This window comes from Sulfitobacter sp. EhC04 (assembly GCF_001650875.1).
GTDB lineage: Bacteria > Pseudomonadota > Alphaproteobacteria > Rhodobacterales > Rhodobacteraceae > Sulfitobacter.
The window spans coordinates 69462-86152 of record NZ_LXYI01000028.1; the positions used below are offsets into that span (position 1 = coordinate 69462).

The following is a 16691-nucleotide window of genomic DNA, read 5'->3' on the forward strand; positions in this document are numbered from 1 at the left end:
GTCGCGCCCGAACAGTTCAGAGGAGGTACAGTGCTGATTGTGATGGCCTTAATCACAGAACATCCCAAGAAACTTCTTGAACCTCTAGCAACTGAAGCTCCTATCTTTGGCTCAACGCTTATTCTCAGAGGTTTCCCATGTCCCACGACGGTCCAGACACGCATCCGCACGGTCATCAGGATGATCGCAAAGACACAAAGGCTTGCTGTGGCCAGACGGCCGAAGACACCGCGCAGGTGGCAGCACCTCCACCATCCTCCGGACGCAGTTTTCGCGTTAACGGGCTGGATTGTGCGGAAGAGGTCGCGATCCTGAACAAGGTCGTCGGGCCGGAAGTCGGCGGCAGCGAGCATCTGGCCTTCGATGTGATCAACGGGCGCATGACCATCCTCAAAAGCGCCAAACCGCTCAGCGACGATAAGATCATCAAGATCGTCGGCTCGACCGGTATGAGCGCGAAGATGTGGGATGCCGAAAGCGCCGAAGCGGATCAGGCGGCGCATTTCGCACGTCAACGCCTCTTCACCGGACTCAGCGGCGGCTTCTGGGCCGCGGGGTTCCTTTACCACATCGTCGAGACGGGGGCGGGCGGCGCGCTGCGGCTCTTCTCCGGTCATGGCGAGACGTCTATGCCTCTGGTCGAGATGGGGCTGTTCATGCTGGCGGTGGTGTTCGGAGCCTGGCTGGTCGCCCCCAAAGCATGGTCCGCCGCGCGTAGATTGTCGCCTGACATGAACCTCCTGATGATCGTTGCCGTAGCCGGTGCGATCGGGCTGGGCGACTTTTTCGAGGCGGCGACGGTCGCATTCTTCTTTGCTCTGTCCCTCGCTCTCGAATCCTGGAGCGTGGGGCGTGCGCGCAACGCGGTCTCGGCCCTGTTGGACCTGGCACCACCCACGGCGCGCGTCATTCGCGCCGACGGATCGGAGACCGATGTTCCTGCGGCTCAGGTTGCGATCGGTGACCGCTTCGTAGTGCGCGGCGGAGACCGCATCCCGCTCGACGGAGAGGTGACCGAGGGTCGCGGCGATGTCGATCAGGCTCCGATTACAGGGGAAAGCGCACTGGTCGCCAAGGAAACTGGCGACGAAGTCTATGCAGGGACGATCAACGGTGATGGCACGCTGACGGTCAGGGCCACCAAGGCCGCAGGCGATACCGTGCTATCGAAAATCATCCGCATGGTAGGCGATGCGCATTCGCGCCGGGCCGAGGTGGAGCAATGGGTCACGAAATTCGCCCGCATCTACACGCCCATCGTGATGGCGCTGGCGATTCTAATCGCCGTCGTTCCGCCGCTGCTGTTCGCGGGGGCATGGAATTACTGGTTCTACAATGCGCTGGTTCTTCTGGTAATCGCTTGCCCCTGTGCGCTCGTGATTTCTACGCCGGTCTCCATCGTCGCTTCGCTCGCGGCCTCGGCACGCAATGGCGTGCTGATCAAGGGCGGTGCCTATGTGGAGGCTCCGTCACGCCTGACAGCTCTGGCAATGGACAAGACCGGGACGATCACCATGGGAGAACCGGAGGTCGCGGGCCTGCATCCTTTAGGCGGCACGGTCGAACGCGACCTTCTGAGCGCCGCTGTCGCGTTGGAAGCCCGCTCTTCGCATCCTCTGGCGCGGGCCATCCTGGCGCGCGGCGAACGCGACGGGTTGAAGCAGTCGGCGGCTACCGACACCAAAACGGTGCCGGGCCGCGGTGTCGAGGGAACCTGGGAGGGTCAGCCCGTCTGGCTCGGCTCGGATCGATTTGCGACCGAGAAGGGGCTTGGCGAAGCGATCCCCCGCGACCTGCTGGAACGGATCGAAGGGGCTGGCAGCACACTCGTTGCCGTAGGCTCCGCGGACCGCCTGCTGGGCCTGATCGAACTGCGCGACCGCATCCGCCCGGATGCGAAGGTGGTCGTGGCACGCCTGCATGCCCAGGGCGTAAAAAAGATCATCATGCTGACCGGCGACAATGAACGCACGGCGCGCGCCGTGGCGGCGGAAGTCGGCATTGACGAGGTGCGCGCGGAACTGCTGCCCGAAGACAAAGTGACGGCAATCGAGGAACTCGTTGCCAACTATGATGTCGTGGCAATGATTGGCGACGGTGTGAACGATGCACCTGCCATGGCGCGGGCGCATTTCGCCATCGCCATGGGTGCGGTCGGATCGGATGCCGCCATTGAGACCGCCGATATCGCGCTGATGACGGACGACATCGCCAAGGTGCCATGGCTGATCGGGCATTCGCGCCGCACCATGAACGTCATCCATCAGAACATCGCAATTGCGCTTGCGACGAAGGCGCTGTTCGTCGGGCTGACAGCGTTCGGCATGGCAACAATGTGGGGTGCCATCGCTGCGGATGTCGGCGTTTCGCTACTGGTAGTCGCCAACGCGCTCAGGCTGCTCCGGGCCAAGAAGGACCGGCCGGACGGGTCCGGGGGAGAGCAAGTGGGAGAGAAGATGGCGCAGGGAGCCCTAGCCCACGGCCATTGATTGATCAGGCATACCGATACCGATATGAGTGGACAGGTAAAAAGATCGAGCGGACGACATGATGAAAACGACACGACGAACGGCACTCTTGGGCGGACTTGCACTTGGCCTTGCAGGGTGCGCCAGCAAATTCCGAACCTACGAGGGGCCCGAGGTCACCCGGTTGCAGATGTTCAAAGGTGACCGGAACCTGTTCCTGTTCGACAATACCTCGGTCCTGAAAGCCTACAGGATAGACCTCGGTTTCGCGCCCGAGGGGCCCAAGCGGTTCGAGGGTGACGGGAAAACGCCCGAAGGGGCTTATACCGTCGACCGACGCAATCCCGACAGTCTGTTCCATCTCTCCATCGGAATCTCTTATCCGAACGAGGCCGATATCGCCTTCGCCGCTGCACAGGGACGTGAGCCAGGCGGCGACATTTTCATCCATGGCGGGCCACGACCCGGGATCGACGCGATCAAGCCAGACTGGACGGCGGGTTGCATCGCGGTGTCGGACCGCGAAATTGAGGATATCTACGCGATGGTGCGGGACGGGACGCCAATCGACATATTCGCCTAGCGCCTATCCGGCCTTGGACGGCGGTTCATAGAACCCGTGCAAGAACGATCGAGGCGAACAACGCCAGGAGTCCGAATGCGATCGCGGAACTTGCCGCGTACTGGGCGATGTCCAGCCTGTTGCCGCCACGCTTCTTGGCGAGATATCCGCCCCATGCGGCGAAGGCCAATGCTCCGAAGATCACGATCACGGTGCCTTTTCCTTTCCAATAGTCAACCCAATGGCACCCGCGATGCACGCTGCCAAAACGAGCAGGAACATCATCTGCCCGTATTTCGCGAATGACGTGGCCGGGAGCGCAGCTGGCAAGCGGGCGTCCAAGAAGCCGGTCTCATCCAGCCCAAGGCGGGCGACGATGCGGCCGTACCCATCGATAACTGCTGAAATGCCCGTGTTGGCCGCGCGAACCATCGGCAGCCCCTCTTCGACCGCGCGCATCCTGGCAGAGGCCAGATGTTGCCGGGGACCGAGAGACGCACCGAACCAAGCGTCATTGGTGGCGTTGAATATCCAGTCCGGACGCGAAGCGGCGTCTACGACACGTCCCGGAAAAATCGCCTCGTAGCAGATCGAAAGGCCGACCGGAGATAAACCGGGTAGCTCAACGGTCTGAGGGCCGGGACCGGGAGTGAAGTCCCCAAGCCCAATTGTCAGTCGCTGGAGCGGAAGAAAACCCCGCAGGGGAACGTATTCCCCGAACGGCACGAGATGATGCTTGGCGTATCTCGTGACGATCCGTCCGGTCTGATCGACCGCGAGGATCGAATTTCTATAGCGTGTGCCAGTGCCGGCCGACTCGCGCGTCTGCGCACCGGTCAGAAGAACACGGCCCTCAGGCAGACGTTCGGCAATTTGATCCAACATTTCAGGATTCTCATCAAGATAACCGGGAAATGCACTTTCAGGCCAGAGAAGGACATCGAAGCTGCCAGACTGCGCGGACAGGTCCAGATAGCGGGATATGTTCCGGTCGCGGAACGCGGGGTCCCATTTCTCCGTCTGAAGAATGTTTCCCTGAACGGTCCTGACGGTTGTGTCTGTTGGCGGTGTGGTGGCCATAAGGCGAACCGTACCGAGGGTTCCGGCACCCCCCACCACCGACATGAAAACAAATGCGGCGAACGCATTTTGCCGACGATTCCGCATGAGGAGCGTTACGGGCAGGACCGACAGCAGAACTGTGAGGAGGCCAAGTCCGTAGCTGCCAACCCATGCGGCCATTTGGCGTGGAATATCGTAGTCGGCCCACGTGTAGGCAATAAGGTTCCAGGGGAAGCCTGTCAGCATGGTGCCGCGCAGCCATTCCGAAACCGACCAGCAGACCGCGAAGATCAATGCGCCGGAGACATCTTTCGTCCTGCTCCATGCGAACGCTGCCATTGCCGCCGCTGGGAACAGCGCAAGGCCGGCGGCCAGTCCAGCCACCGCAGGAACGGCCATCCAGGCGAGCCGCTCCGGGTCGACGAAAAAGCTCTCCGCGATCCAGGACAATCCGAACAGGAAGTAGCCAACGCCGAACGCCCATCCGGCAAGTCCGGCCCGCATGCGGCTCTCTCCGACCGTGAGGAGATACAGCGCGCCAAACGCGACGGGCAAAAGCACCGGCATCGAGAATGGTGGCAGAGCGAGAACCGCCAAAGCGCCGAGGCCGAATGCACAGAATGTGAGGATGATACCTGACATTCCGGAAATGCGGAGAACAGTGATGCCGATTGAAATCACCGAGATCTATCTTGAGGTTTCGGACGCAGCGACCTTTTCGCGCCCCGAGAAGATCAGCAAAATCCCGACGCCGCAGACCACGAAGACATCCGCAAGGTTGAACGCTGGCCAATGCGCCGTTCCGAGATAGAAATCCAGAAAATCGGTCACCCCTCCAAAGCGAAGACGGTCCACGATATTCCCAAGAGCGCCGCCGATCACCATGCCGTAGGCAACCGCCTCGGCTGCCTGCGTTGCCCGGATCAGTGAAACGACGAGGAACAGAACGACGGCGGTGGCGACCAATGCAAGGACCCACCACGGCACATTTTGAAAGAACCCAAAGGTCACGCCGTAGTTGCGGTGGAAGATCAGGTTAAAGCCGGGGAATACAGCGACGCCGGTGGCGAGCGCTTCTGCGTTCGCAAGCACGAACGCCTTCGATGCCTGATCGGCGGCGAGCGCCGCGACAGCTGTACAAATGCCGATGGAACGAGTTGCCATGGATCACCCCAACCAGACATCGAGGAACAGCATGACGACGAGCCCGATCGCGAGCCCGGTCGTCGCCTGCTTCTGGTGGCCGCTGCGATGGGTTTCCGGGATGATCTCGTGACTGATGACGTAAAGCATCGCACCCGCCGCAAAAGCCAGACCCCAGGGCAGGAGAGGCTGCGCCACGACGATCACCGCGGCACCGAGAAAACCTGTGACGGGTTCGACCAGACCGGTCAGTGCCGCAATGCCAAAGGCGCGGCCCGCCGAGTATCGCTCGCCCAGTAGGGCGACTGCAACAGCCAGCCCTTCAGGCGCATTCTGCAATCCGATCCCGAGAGCGACGGGAAATCCGCCTGTAAAACCATCAGCTCCGAACGCAACGCCGACGGCCAAACCCTCCGGCGCATTGTGGATCGTGATGGCGATGATGAAGAGCCAGACACGGCGCAGCGAGACCGCCTCCGGGCCTTCGCGCCCGCTGCTGAAATGCTCATGCGGGATCATTTCGTTCATCATGGCGACCGCGCCCATGCCCATCAGGATCGCAGCACAGACGATCAGCGCCGGTATCGCGCCATCCCCGTATCGGCCCTCCGCTGCGTCGAGTGCCGGTATAATGAGAGAAAAGAAAGACGCGGCAAGCATGACCCCGGCGGCAAAGCCGAGCGAAATATCGCGCCATTTGCGTGAAGGGGTCTTGCCGAGAAGCACGGGCGTCGCCCCGACGGCGGTCATGAGACCGGCGGCCAGGCTGCCTAGAAAGCCCAGTGCGACTGGTGAGAGTGTTGTGATTTGCTCCACTTTAACTCGCCGGATAGGACGAAAAGATCTCAGTGGAGCCGTCGGATTTCACCAGAAAGACATCGTAGGCTTCGGCAGCGTCGCCGAAATCCATGCCGGGCGAGCCGATGGGCATGCCGGGCACGGCCAGGCCTATGGCATCGGGACGTTCTTCAAGCAGTCGAGTAATATCGGCTGGCGGAACGTGACCCTCGATGGTGTAGCCTTCGACGGTCGCCGTGTGACAGGAGAACATATCGACGGGAATACCGCGATCCATCTTCAGACGGATCAACGCCCCGCCCATATTCTCACCTTCAGGGGCAAAATCGGCCTCGGACAGCTTTTCCATCCAGGCAAGGCAACAACCGCAGCCGCGCGTCTTTCCGACGTGGATAGCGGTCTGGGCGGTCACGGCCGTCGCGGCAACAATCATGAGGGTCGCAGCCGCCAAGGTTTGAAACCTGTTTTTCATCGTAATTCCTGTCAAATTAGTCATGTGTCTTCGCGAAGAACGGTCACGAACCGTGTGCGCGTCGCTTCAAGGATTTCAGTGGCGTCCGCAGTGTCGAAATTTTCCACAGAGGCGAGCAATTCCTCCCCGAGCGGATCGATAGGTCGGCCGTCCACGCGCACTTCGTAGTGAAGGTTCGGAGCTGTCGCCGTGCCTGTCTCACCGACCTGGCCAATCGTTTCGCCCGCGACCACGCGGTTTCCGACGGCCAGACCCTCCGGCACAGCGCTGAGGTGCGCATAGCGGGTCATTGTGTCTGACCCGTGCGCGATCTCGACCACCCGGCCATACCCGCTCCGCCATCCGATGAAGGAGACCCGTCCGGGTGCGGTCGCTGCAATCGGTGTCCCCGCAGCGGCGGCATAATCGACACCTGTGTGCATCCGCAGATTGCCGTAGATCGGATGCTTGCGCTGCCCGAAGACCGACGACAGTCGTGCGCCTTCCACCGGCGGCGCGACCGTCCGCAGGATTTCATCATTCAAATAGACCGTTGCCCGCCCGCTGTCTTCGGCTGACCAGAGGATTTCGAAGCGGTCGTCGGCCAGATCGAGGGCCGCATAGGAGATTGACGGTTGACCGACCTCTGAACCATCGCGAAGGACGGTCTGACCCCAAAGAATATTCAGGGTCTCTCCGCCTTGAAGATCCCTGCGAAAGTCGACCGTTTCCCCGAGGATTTGTGCGAGATCGACGGCAAAACGGGCCGGGACGCCTGCTCGATCCAGCGAAGCGTAGATCGACCCGTTTACCAGCAGCTGGCTCGCACGCTCGACTGTCAACGCGCTCGGCGTTACCGTCCGACTCGCAATGGTGTCGTCCAGGGTGACTTCGATCCGCACACCGTCAACGACAGCCAACGTCACAACGGATGGCGTGCCGTCCGGGCGAAAGTCGACGCTCGGACGATGGCCCGGTCGAAGGCGGCGCAGGTCGTATTCAACCGTCAGTGCCAGTGCGACTTCGGTCCGTGTTTGCGCATCCATGTCCGCGAGAGAGAGAAGCACGTCCAATGTGTCACCCGCCTCGACCGTCGCCTCCCAAGGCGGCGTGGCGAGGGCCTGAACAAGCGCCATCAGATTATCTGGCTCGGCCCGTTCCAGTGCGGGAAACTCAGGCGGCTGAAAAGCGGCCGGAAGCATATTCGGCATCGTCTCGCCAGATGCGTTGACGCCTGGTCCATCGAGAGGTTCGGGTGGACTGTCCAAGGCTTCCGGAGCCTCGGAAAAGATGTACTCGGGCGGCGCCTCCAGGATCAAAGCCCGGCTCGCTATCGTGCTGACCGCTGCCGCGGCCATTGTCGTTCCCAGAACGATATGTCTCAGTTTCAAGATTCTGCCCTCTCGGTTCTGTTCTGCATCGCGCGCCTTATCTTCGGCACGGCGAATTCGCGTGGTTCGTGATAGTCGATGGTGGTGACGAAGCGACCTGTTGCATCGAACAAGAAAACACCCGCCGTGTGGTTCATCGTATATTCGCCGTTTTCCCCCTCAACCTTCTCATAGGTGACACGGAAACAGTCGGCGATGGCGGCGATCTGGTTGGGCGGGCCCGTCCATCCCTGAATCTGCGGATGGAAATACGAGACATACTCGGCCATGGTCTCGACCGTGTCGCGGTCCGGATCTACGGTGATGAAAACGGTATTCAGGTCTTCGGCGTCCGGCCCAATCTCGTCGAGCCATCCGGAAATGTCCGAGAGGGTCGTCGGGCAAACGTCGGGGCAATAGGTGAATCCGAAGAAGACCAGACTCGGCTCGCCGATGAGGGTTTCCGGGCCGACATCCCGACCATCCTGATCCGTCAGGCTGAATTCCATAGCAGTCAGCGGTAGAGACCGCTTGCCCGGCGCGGCGTCAGCGCCAGGCCCATCCACCTGCCACCAGCCGACAAACAGGGCGGCAAAGACCGCCGCCGCCCCGATCGCTGCGATTTTGGCCACCCTCATCATCAGCCGGATCAGCCTTCGGGGCCGCGTGCGCCGATGCCAAGGACCGGGACGGTGATTTCAAGCTCTGTTCCATCGGAAAAGAGCAGGGTCAGCGGAAAGGTCTCCCCCTCGACGAGCGGAGATTGCAGTTGCATGAGCATGGCGTGATATCCGCCGGGTTCAAGGGCGAACATACCCCCGGGCGGGATCACGATATCGTCCGCCGGAGCCATGCTGCTGACGCCGTCAGAATTGGTTCTGGTTTCGTGGATCGAAGCCATGCCGGAGATCTCCGCGCGAAGACCGATAAGGGAGATCGGATCGCTGCCCTCGTTCCGAACGGTCAGATAGGCCCCGCCGGGCCGCGACATTCCAAGGCTCGCGCGCGCCCAGGGGCTCTCGACCACAATCGATGCGTTCTCTGACAACTGCTGCGCTGAGGATGCCATTGGCAAGCCCATCAGAAGGGCGACAGACAGGCTCTGGATTGCCTTTGCGAAGGTTTTGAACACGTTGGGTCTCCTGTTCGTTCTAGTTTGTTGCCGCAGCCTCGACTTCGGCTTGGACGAGCGACAAGAGCTGCTCCGCACTGAACTCTGGCAAAGGCTTACCGTTGACGAAGAACGTCGGTGTGCCCTGAATTCCGACAGCTTCGACGTCGGCCCGGTCCTGATTGAGGACGCCGACGATGCTGGGTGACATGATCTGATTTGCGGCGGCTTCTGTGTCCAAGCCCGCCGCTCCGGCGATCTCCATGATGCGCTCCGCTGCCGGAGCGCCGTGAGAGGCCCAGGCGGGCTGATTTTCAAGCAGCGCTTCCAGCACGGGAACAAAAACGTCCTGCAACCGGGCCGCTTCCAGCACCTTGATTGCCAGCTCGGACCCCTCGCCGTGGAACGGAGTGTAGCGCATGACGACGCGCACATCGTCGGGGTATTGCGTCAGTATCTGCTTCACGATGGGATGGAAGGCGCGGCAGGCCTCGCAGGCCGGGTCGAAGAACTCCACGATGGTCACTGGCGCATCCTCACGCCCGAGTATGGGAGAATAGGACCGAACAAGACGATCCTGTTGTTCCAGCGGAGCGGCTGTCGCCACCGGGGTCGGATCGGGGCGCGATACGAACCAGACACCAGCCACGAAAACGGCCAGTACCAGAGTGAGTGTCGCGAGCAGAAGTGTCTTTCGGTTCATATTGATATCCGTCGAAGTTGAATGAGAAGGACAAGGATTGCCCCGAACGTCAGCAGGGAGAGCAGAGGGATTGGCAGGCCAAGGATCAGCATCGCGTCATCGGTGCAGGATGGCCCGGACGCCGTGCAGGGGACGATCGGCGCCGGCACGATCCCTGCGTAAAGCAGGGAATGGTAAAGGGCGACGGCACCACCCAGAACCGCGAGCGGCGCGGCATAGCGCCAGATCGAGAGGTCGGCGCGCCACGCCGCCACCCCGAGGATGATCGCGAGCGGAAACATGAAGGCACGCTGGAACCAGCACAGATTGCAGGGGGTCTGCCCCAGAACCTCTCCGATGAAGAGCACGGCAAGCGACGCGGACAAGGCGACGAACCATGCCGCGAAGAGGAAAGCCACCGGGCTCGCGGCGCTTGGCGTTGCGTCTGGGCTAGCTGTCACGCGCCGATCCTTTCGCGAAGATCAGTAACGATCAGTCCGGGTTCCTCGTCGTATTCGTAGATGCGGACAAATTCGCTTTCCGGATCGAAGAGAAGGAAGGACGACGTATGCCCCATCGTATAGCCGTCGGGCGCCGAGGCTTCCTCGATCTTCTGGTAGTAGATCTTGAAGGTCTCGGCAGTGCGTTCGATTTGGTCCGGCGGTCCGCTCAACCCAAGGATCCCCTGACCAAACTGGGGAACGTAGTTGGCCAGAGCACTTGGCGTATCCCTTTCCGGGTCAACCGTGATGAACAGGGGCTGGACGGCGGAATTTTGGGTGCCGAGCTCGTCCATGACCTGCGCGATGGTTGCGAGCCCCATGGGACACACGTCGGGGCAGTTCGCAAATCCGAAAAAGACGAGCATCCAGCGCCCTCGGAAATCCTCGTCGGTCTGCACCATACCGGTATGGTCCGTCAGCTCAAAATCCGCAGTGAAACTCTCGGCCTCAGGATCAACACGCGCGGCGACCGGTCCCTGATTGCGTTCAGTCATCCAAAGCGTGGCTGACACCGCCGCAGCGACAACCACTGCCGACCAGAGAACTATCCGGACCTTCTTCATTGCTTGCGCTACCCACCTGTTCAGTTTGTCTGTGCGCGGGATACAAGCTACAGCAGATAGAGGTTCAAGCGAAAAGTTACTTTTTGTTGTCCGAAGTCACGCCAAAGTGAAACCTTTGTCTTTTCAATGGAGTTGTCTCTTCAGTAAGCTACAGTCTTTGTAGATTGAAGGATCGCACATGCTGGCAATTGGAACACTCTCGCGGAGAACCGGAACCAAGGTTCAGACGATCCGCTACTACGAAGAAATCGGTTTGATGAACGAGGCCGGAAGGACCGCAGGCGGCCAGCGCCGTTACTTTGAAAAGGACCTCGACCGGCTGGCTTTCATCCGGCACTCACGCCAGCTCGGATTTTCGCTCGACTCCATCCGGGAGCTGCTGGACCTCTCGGACAACCCGTCCCAATCCTGCGCGGAGGCGGATTCGATCGCGCGTCGGCAACTCCACCAAGTCGAACAGCGGATCAAGCGTCTGCAAGCGCTTAAGAAGGAATTGAAACGCATGGTCGCCGAATGCGACGGTGACAGCGTTGCGGAGTGCAAGGTTCTGGAGGTCCTTCGAGACCATGCGGAATGTCTGACCGAGCACGACGAGATTGGGGCTTGAACGTCGCAATTGCCTATCCGCTAGCTGCTGTCGCAGAGATCAGCGGGTGTTTCGCTATCTGGGCGTGGTGGCGTCTTGGGGCATCACCGCTCTGGCTCGCACCCGGCATATTCGCGCTCGCGCTTTTCGGCTGGTTGCTGGCGCAGGTCGAAACCAGCGCAGCGGGCTGCGCTTTCGCAGCCTACGGCGGCATCTACATCGGGGCCTCCATGCTCTGGATGTGGTTCGTCGAGGGCCAGCGACCTGACAGATGGGACTTCATAGGGACGTCTATCTGTTTGATCGGTGCCGCGATTATTCTTTCGGTGCCGAGAGAGACGTAGATAAATTCTCTTGGATCTACAGTCGCTAGAGGTTCTATATATCTTTTTGATAGCGGCATCCGAAGAGGGCGTTTCTGCCCCCTTTCTTAGAAATCGGAAGGTTTGCCAGTTCGATGGTCGAAAGCGAATTCAGCGGGAAGAATGAAAAAGAGCGCCAGACGCTCTGGATTGTTCTCGGTCTCAATCTCGCAATCGCTGCGGGGTTCTTCGCCACGGGAGCTATCGGCGATTCCAGCGCCCTGATCGCCAATGGTCTCGACAACACATCCGACAGCCTCGTCTATGGCATCAGCCTACTGGCCTTGTCCCGGTCGTCGAAGTGGAAGCGGGGTGCCGCGAACGTATCCGGCGGATTGCTTCTGATCTTTGCGGTTGGCATTCTGATTGACGCTTGGCGGCGCTATGTCGGCGGTTCCGAACCGCTCGGAACTCTGATGATCGCAATGTCGCTGATCGCTGCGGTCGTCAACCTCGCCTGCATCTGGCTGCTCGGGCGACTGAAGGAACCGGACGTGAACATCCGGGCCGCCAACACCTTCAGCCTCAACGATTTCGCATCGAACGGCGGCATCCTGATCGCGGGCGGTCTCGTTTGGTGGTTGGGCAGCAACTGGCCCGACCTCGTTGTCGGGGTCGCGGTGGCTGGCATCGCGGCGTGGGGCGGCATAGGCATCCTGCGGGACGCGCATGACGAGCATCACAAGGCAGTTCACAATCACCAACCAGAATAGTCTCTCGCGTCGCGACAAGATAAAGGTTGAAGCTACAGTGACTGTAGAAACTATCATCTCTGTATAGTTGATTCTAGGAAACGCTCATGACCCCTGTTGACCCGCTGCTTTCGTCGACGCCACTCTTGGATTTCAGGCATCCTTCACTTGCCGCTCTGATCGCCGACCGGGGGTGGGGAACCTTGCCGTTGCATGATCGAATTGGTGCAATCTACGACTTCGTGCGAAACGAGATCGACTTTGGCTATAACCGCGCCGACGACATTCCTGCCTCTGAAGTACTCGACGACAGGTATGGACAATGCAACACGAAGGGAACGCTGCTGATGGCGCTTCTACGCGCTGTCGGCGTAAGATGCCGCTTGCACGGCTTCACAATCCACAAAGCGTTGCAACGGGGCGTCGTGCCTGAACTGATCTATCCGATCGCACCCGCAGAAATCCTCCACTCATGGATCGAGGTCGAGACCGAGGCAGGATGGGTCGATCTTGAGGGCTTCATCCTCGACACACCCTTCCTGTTGGCCCTGCAGCGGTCGTTTCCCGAGACACGGTCCCTATGCGGCTACGGTGCCGGGACCGACTGCTTGAGCGCACCGCCAGTCGGATGGACGGGGGAGAGTACATATATCCAGAAGACCGGCATCGCCCGCGATTTTGGAACATTCGATAATCCTGACATGTTTTATGAGCACCATCGTCAGGCGTTTGGCCCCCTGCGCGACTGGATCTATCGGCACCTCATTCGCCATTGGATGAATGCCCGCGTCAGGGCGATCCGCGCTGGTCGTTTGCCAAGCGTTCCAGGGCTCAGCCGGCCAAACCACGGCCATGAGGAGGCTTCTCGTGCCGCATGATCATGCCCATATGGAGCCTAAAGAAGGCGACCGGCGGGTTGCCATTGCCATCTGGGCAAACGGCCTCCTGACGGTCGCGCAGATTGTCGGCGGGATACTATTCGGCAGCCTCGCGCTGATCGCGGATGCCATCCACAACTTCTCCGACATGGCGTCGCTCGTCATCGCATTCGGCGCGCGCAAGATCGCGCGCCGCCCGGCCGATGCGAAAATGACCTTCGGATATGGCAGGGTCGAGATCGTCGCCGCGCTTATCAATTATACCTCGCTGATCATCATCGGCCTTTATCTGGTCTATGAGGGCGCGATGCGGTTTGTTGATCCGCCCGAAGTCGCGGGTTGGACCGTGGTCATCCTGGGCAGTGTGGCGCTGTTCATCGATACCCTCACCGCGTGGCTGACCTATTCGATGCAGAAAGGCAGCGTGAACATCCGGGCGCTGTTCCTCCACAACCTCAGCGATGCGCTGGCGTCTGTGGCCGTGATCGTCGGTGGCGTTCTCATCCTTCTCTACGATGTCCGCTGAGTTGATCCGGCGATCACCATCGGGATTGCCGCCTATATCCTCTGGCTCGCCTTCAGCGAGATCGGTGGCCCGATCCGCACCCTGATGTTGGGAAGCCCGCCCGATATCGACACGGACAAGGTTATCGCGGCCGTGGAGGACGTGGACGGAGTCGAGGAAGTTCATCACGCACATTTCTGGCAGATGCAGGAGCATCGTGCGGCGCTCGATACCCACGTCGTAATCGCCGAGGACCGCTGGGATGACCTCGAAAACATCAAGACGGCAATCAAGACCCGCCTCGACGAGGAATTCGGGATCGACCACTCAACGCTGGAGTTTGAACGCTCAGCGACCAAACATCGGGACGCACACAGGTATGGTCATGGGTGACCTCAAAACCGTGGTTCTCGTGCTGGGTTGTGCGGCCAATCTGTTGCTGGTCGCGGGTATACTCTGGTCCATGTTCCAACCGGAGCGACGAGTCTGGCCGCCGATTCACTCTACAGGAGCCCACAAGATTGTCGTCTGGGGACTTACGTGCGTCGGCTTCGGATCTGCCATCGTTTTGGCCCTGCTAGAATGGGGTGAGCTCGACTTCCCATGGATCATACGTTGGGGTCTAGGGCTTTGTCTGATCGTTCTGGGCAATGCCGTTGTCTGGTCCGGTGTGATGCAACTTGGGATGGCGGCGACGAGTGGTGATGAAGGCGTTCTGCGGACCCGTGGCCTTTACCGGTTCTCCCGCAATCCTCAGTATGTGGCTGACATGGCGATCCTCATCGGGATCGGACTGCTCTCCGCCTCGATCCTCGCGTGGCCAGTGATTATCACCGGCGTTACTGCATTGGCACTCGCGCCCTTCGCTGAAGAGCGCTGGTTGATTGATCGCTACGGGGAAGCTTACCGAGGCTACCTCCGCACAACCCGCAGGTTTCTCTGACAGCATAAGGACAGCTGATCTCACGGCTTTGTGAGTGGCAGCCTGTTGAAGCTCTAGTGGGTGGAGGTCCGAGAATAGTCCAAACAGATAAAATTTGAGGTTTTCATGATGAAACGAGCGAACGACATGTCAGTCACGCGCAGGGCTGCGCTCCTGGGGGCCGCCGCAAGCGGCTTGGTTCTCGGAACCGGCAGGGGAGTGGCACAGACAAACGAGGGTCTGGCGACACCGGCGGTGCGAAGCAATATTTCCGGGTTTAGGGTTGCGTCCTGGCAAGATCATTTTGACAACCTGCGGAATGGCGCGATTCTCTGCGACATTGACTCCCGCGCGGTGCAGTTCTGGTCGGAAGACGAAAACGTCTACAAGCTTTACCCCTCCAGCGTCCCTCTTACGGAGGAGTTGACGCGGCGCGGTTACACCGAAATCGTTCGCAAGGTGGATGGCCCGAGCTGGCGACCTACGCCGTCGATGAAGGAGCGCAATCCCGAATGGCCGGATTTCGTTGGCCCTGGCCCCGACAATCCCCTTGGAACACACGCCCTTTATCTGTCATGGCAGTACTACCGCGTTCACGGCACAGGTGACACGCGCAAGATCGGTCGACAATCGTCGAACGGCTGCATCGGCCTCTACAACGAACATATCGAAGAGTTGTTTGGATTAGCCGAGGTTGGTACTCAGGTTAAGTTGTTCTAAGGGCGGAAATTTTAAATATGCGAATTCATCTTGGCTTACTTCTCCCAGCAGCGTTTTTGTTGGGAGCGTGTTCCGCTTCTATTCCTGGCGGGCCCGACACTGCACAAAACAGACCACTGCCGGATGCAGTCGTCGCTATGGCCGCAACGGGTCAGGATCTTCAGTCCGCGCGCCTTTTGCCGGAAGACGGCTGCTACTGGTATCTGCACAACGGTCCCGTGGAAGTTACCCTGGTGCCGCTCCGAACCCCTCGCGGAAATCCGATTTGTACCGCGCCGGCGGCCTAGCGGGGTTCAGTAATCCGAAGTGCTCCCCGGCTAGGATAAACTCCCGTCACTTTCCCTGACCGATGGTGCTTTGGTACACGGCCTCAGCTTCCCGCAGTGACACTGTCCTCGGCCGAGTAGAGGAAAGCCGTCGAACCAATATCGACGTTGGGATAAAGCTCGTTTATGTGCGCCATGACCATTCTGACGCAGCCGGAACTTGCACGACCGCCAATGCTTCTCGGCTGTGGCGTACCGTGAATGCGGAGATAAGTGTCCCGGTCGCCGAGAAAGAGATAGAGAGCTCGCGACCCAAGCGCATTCTTAGGTCCGGGCTCCATACCGTCGGCGATATCAGCGTAGAGTTCTGGGTCGCGGTCGATCATGTTCTGCGTCGGCTGCCAATGCGGCCATCTGACTTTACGCTTGATCGTGTATGTACCTGGTTCGTACAGATCACCACGAGCAATGGCGACGCCATAGCGCATGGCAGTCCCGCCCTCCTCGATCTGATAAAGGTAGCGCGCAACCGCATCGACATGAATGTCGCCCGGTGTCAGCCGGTCTTTCGCGGCCACCCGGGTCGGGAGAAACCGCGGATGTAAGCCCCAGGGGTTCGAGGTTGCCGGGTCAAAGCCGGGCGGCGTCACCTGTGCGTCCCAGGCAACCTTCTGCGATTCGGTCGGCCAGGTATTTGCCAGCACCGGGCTGGCAACCGGAGCAGAAAAGAGGGCGGCGGTGGTCATCACGAAATGTCGTCTAGTCAGCATACTATACTCTTCCAGCTTTGTCTGGCGAATGCCGTGACACGAGAAACGGCGTTTGATGTACCATAGAACCTCTACCAACTAGAGCTTCAAGGAGTTTCTTCTGACACAGATTGATTGCTCGGCTTCTACATCTTGTCGCGTGGTCGATGGCGATTATTCGAGCACTTAATATAAATTACAGTCGTATTTTACATAAACTTCATTACGAGATTTTCAGCGCGTTTTTGGGCAAGTTCAGTTGCGGGTTGGAAACTCTACCTCACCCCATTGCGCCGTT

20 protein-coding genes and 1 pseudogene are annotated in these 16691 nt (G+C 59.9%); 9 read left to right on the forward strand and 12 right to left on the reverse strand.

Features of this window, described 5'->3' with window-relative positions; all coding sequences use genetic code 11:
* Nucleotides 1-137 precede the first annotated feature (137 nt).
* A complete protein-coding gene (locus A8B82_RS13190) occupies nucleotides 138-2489 on the forward strand; it encodes a heavy metal translocating P-type ATPase (protein ID WP_201120809.1) in 2352 nt (783 codons plus the stop codon).
* Between the two features lie 61 nt (nucleotides 2490-2550).
* Nucleotides 2551-3051, forward strand: a complete 501-nt coding sequence (locus A8B82_RS13195; protein WP_067293139.1) for a L,D-transpeptidase family protein — start codon at nucleotides 2551-2553, stop codon at nucleotides 3049-3051.
* A 25-nt stretch (nucleotides 3052-3076) separates the two neighbouring features.
* Here A8B82_RS13195 and A8B82_RS24335 read toward each other — a convergent pair whose 3' ends face one another.
* From A8B82_RS24335 to A8B82_RS13245, 11 genes are all read right to left on the reverse strand, one after another.
* Entirely contained in the window at nucleotides 3077-3241 is a 165-nt protein-coding gene (locus A8B82_RS24335) for a hypothetical protein (protein WP_162841711.1), read from the reverse strand.
* Entirely contained in the window at nucleotides 3238-4773 is a 1536-nt protein-coding gene (gene lnt / locus A8B82_RS13200; RefSeq protein WP_067293099.1) for an apolipoprotein N-acyltransferase, read from the reverse strand. Before lnt ends, A8B82_RS24335 begins: the two co-directional genes overlap by 4 nt.
* A gap of 6 nt (nucleotides 4774-4779) precedes the next feature.
* Nucleotides 4780-5256: a signal peptidase II gene (gene lspA / locus A8B82_RS13205; RefSeq protein ID WP_067293102.1), complete on the reverse strand. Its 477-nt coding sequence runs from the start codon at nucleotides 5254-5256 to the stop codon at nucleotides 4780-4782.
* Between the two features lie 3 nt (nucleotides 5257-5259).
* Entirely contained in the window at nucleotides 5260-6042 is a 783-nt protein-coding gene (locus tag A8B82_RS13210; protein ID WP_090270173.1) for a ZIP family metal transporter, read from the reverse strand.
* A gap of 10 nt (nucleotides 6043-6052) precedes the next feature.
* Nucleotides 6053-6505: a DUF411 domain-containing protein gene (locus A8B82_RS13215; protein WP_067293107.1), complete on the reverse strand. Its 453-nt coding sequence runs from the start codon at nucleotides 6503-6505 to the stop codon at nucleotides 6053-6055.
* A gap of 20 nt (nucleotides 6506-6525) precedes the next feature.
* Complete coding sequence (locus tag A8B82_RS13220; protein ID WP_067293109.1) at nucleotides 6526-7842, reverse strand: M23 family metallopeptidase; 1317 nt, start codon at nucleotides 7840-7842, stop codon at nucleotides 6526-6528.
* A 29-nt stretch (nucleotides 7843-7871) separates the two neighbouring features.
* Nucleotides 7872-8495, reverse strand: coding sequence for an SCO family protein (locus tag A8B82_RS13225; RefSeq protein WP_111550079.1), 624 nt, complete (start codon nucleotides 8493-8495; stop codon nucleotides 7872-7874).
* An 8-nt stretch (nucleotides 8496-8503) separates the two neighbouring features.
* Complete coding sequence (locus A8B82_RS13230; protein ID WP_067293146.1) at nucleotides 8504-8935, reverse strand: copper chaperone PCu(A)C; 432 nt, start codon at nucleotides 8933-8935, stop codon at nucleotides 8504-8506.
* A gap of 70 nt (nucleotides 8936-9005) precedes the next feature.
* Nucleotides 9006-9668, reverse strand: a complete 663-nt coding sequence (locus A8B82_RS13235) for a DsbA family protein (protein WP_067293112.1) — start codon at nucleotides 9666-9668, stop codon at nucleotides 9006-9008.
* Complete coding sequence (locus A8B82_RS13240) at nucleotides 9665-10108, reverse strand: disulfide bond formation protein B (RefSeq protein WP_007120864.1); 444 nt, start codon at nucleotides 10106-10108, stop codon at nucleotides 9665-9667. The genes A8B82_RS13235 and A8B82_RS13240 overlap by 4 nt, the downstream gene beginning before the upstream one ends.
* On the reverse strand, nucleotides 10105-10713 hold the full coding sequence (locus A8B82_RS13245; protein ID WP_067293115.1) for an SCO family protein: 609 nt from the start codon (nucleotides 10711-10713) through the stop codon (nucleotides 10105-10107). Before A8B82_RS13245 ends, A8B82_RS13240 begins: the two co-directional genes overlap by 4 nt.
* 178 nt (nucleotides 10714-10891) lie before the next feature.
* On the opposite strand from A8B82_RS13245, the gene A8B82_RS13250 reads away from it, so the two are divergent.
* The 7 genes and pseudogenes from A8B82_RS13250 to A8B82_RS13280 all read left to right on the forward strand — a co-directional run bounded on the left by A8B82_RS13250 (nucleotide 10892) and on the right by A8B82_RS13280 (nucleotide 15378).
* Nucleotides 10892-11320 carry a MerR family transcriptional regulator gene (locus A8B82_RS13250; RefSeq protein WP_024099356.1) on the forward strand — a complete coding sequence of 143 codons (429 nt, stop codon included), beginning with the start codon at nucleotides 10892-10894 and terminating at the stop codon, nucleotides 11318-11320.
* Nucleotides 11287-11643: a YnfA family protein gene (locus A8B82_RS13255; protein ID WP_201120810.1), complete on the forward strand. Its 357-nt coding sequence runs from the start codon at nucleotides 11287-11289 to the stop codon at nucleotides 11641-11643. Before A8B82_RS13250 ends, A8B82_RS13255 begins: the two co-directional genes overlap by 34 nt.
* A 113-nt stretch (nucleotides 11644-11756) precedes the next feature.
* Complete coding sequence (locus A8B82_RS13260; protein ID WP_024099354.1) at nucleotides 11757-12374, forward strand: cation transporter; 618 nt, start codon at nucleotides 11757-11759, stop codon at nucleotides 12372-12374.
* Nucleotides 12375-12460: 86 nt separating this feature from the next.
* The gene (locus A8B82_RS13265; protein WP_067293121.1) at nucleotides 12461-13231 is read left to right on the forward strand and encodes a transglutaminase-like domain-containing protein; all 771 of its coding nucleotides are present in this window, start codon (nucleotides 12461-12463) and stop codon (nucleotides 13229-13231) included.
* Nucleotides 13221-14129, forward strand: a pseudogene (locus tag A8B82_RS13270) (cation diffusion facilitator family transporter). Before A8B82_RS13265 ends, A8B82_RS13270 begins: the two are co-directional and overlap by 11 nt.
* Nucleotides 14122-14679, forward strand: coding sequence for a methyltransferase family protein (locus A8B82_RS13275; protein ID WP_040652314.1), 558 nt, complete (start codon nucleotides 14122-14124; stop codon nucleotides 14677-14679). The pseudogene A8B82_RS13270 and the gene A8B82_RS13275 overlap by 8 nt, the downstream one beginning before the upstream one ends.
* Nucleotides 14680-14787: 108 nt before the next feature.
* Nucleotides 14788-15378, forward strand: coding sequence for a L,D-transpeptidase (locus A8B82_RS13280; protein WP_067293148.1), 591 nt, complete (start codon nucleotides 14788-14790; stop codon nucleotides 15376-15378).
* A 370-nt stretch (nucleotides 15379-15748) separates the two neighbouring features.
* Here the strand turns inward: A8B82_RS13280 and A8B82_RS13285 are convergent, their stop codons facing one another.
* A complete protein-coding gene (locus A8B82_RS13285) occupies nucleotides 15749-16414 on the reverse strand; it encodes a L,D-transpeptidase (protein WP_067293124.1) in 666 nt (221 codons plus the stop codon).
* Nucleotides 16415-16691: the final 277 nt, after the last annotated feature.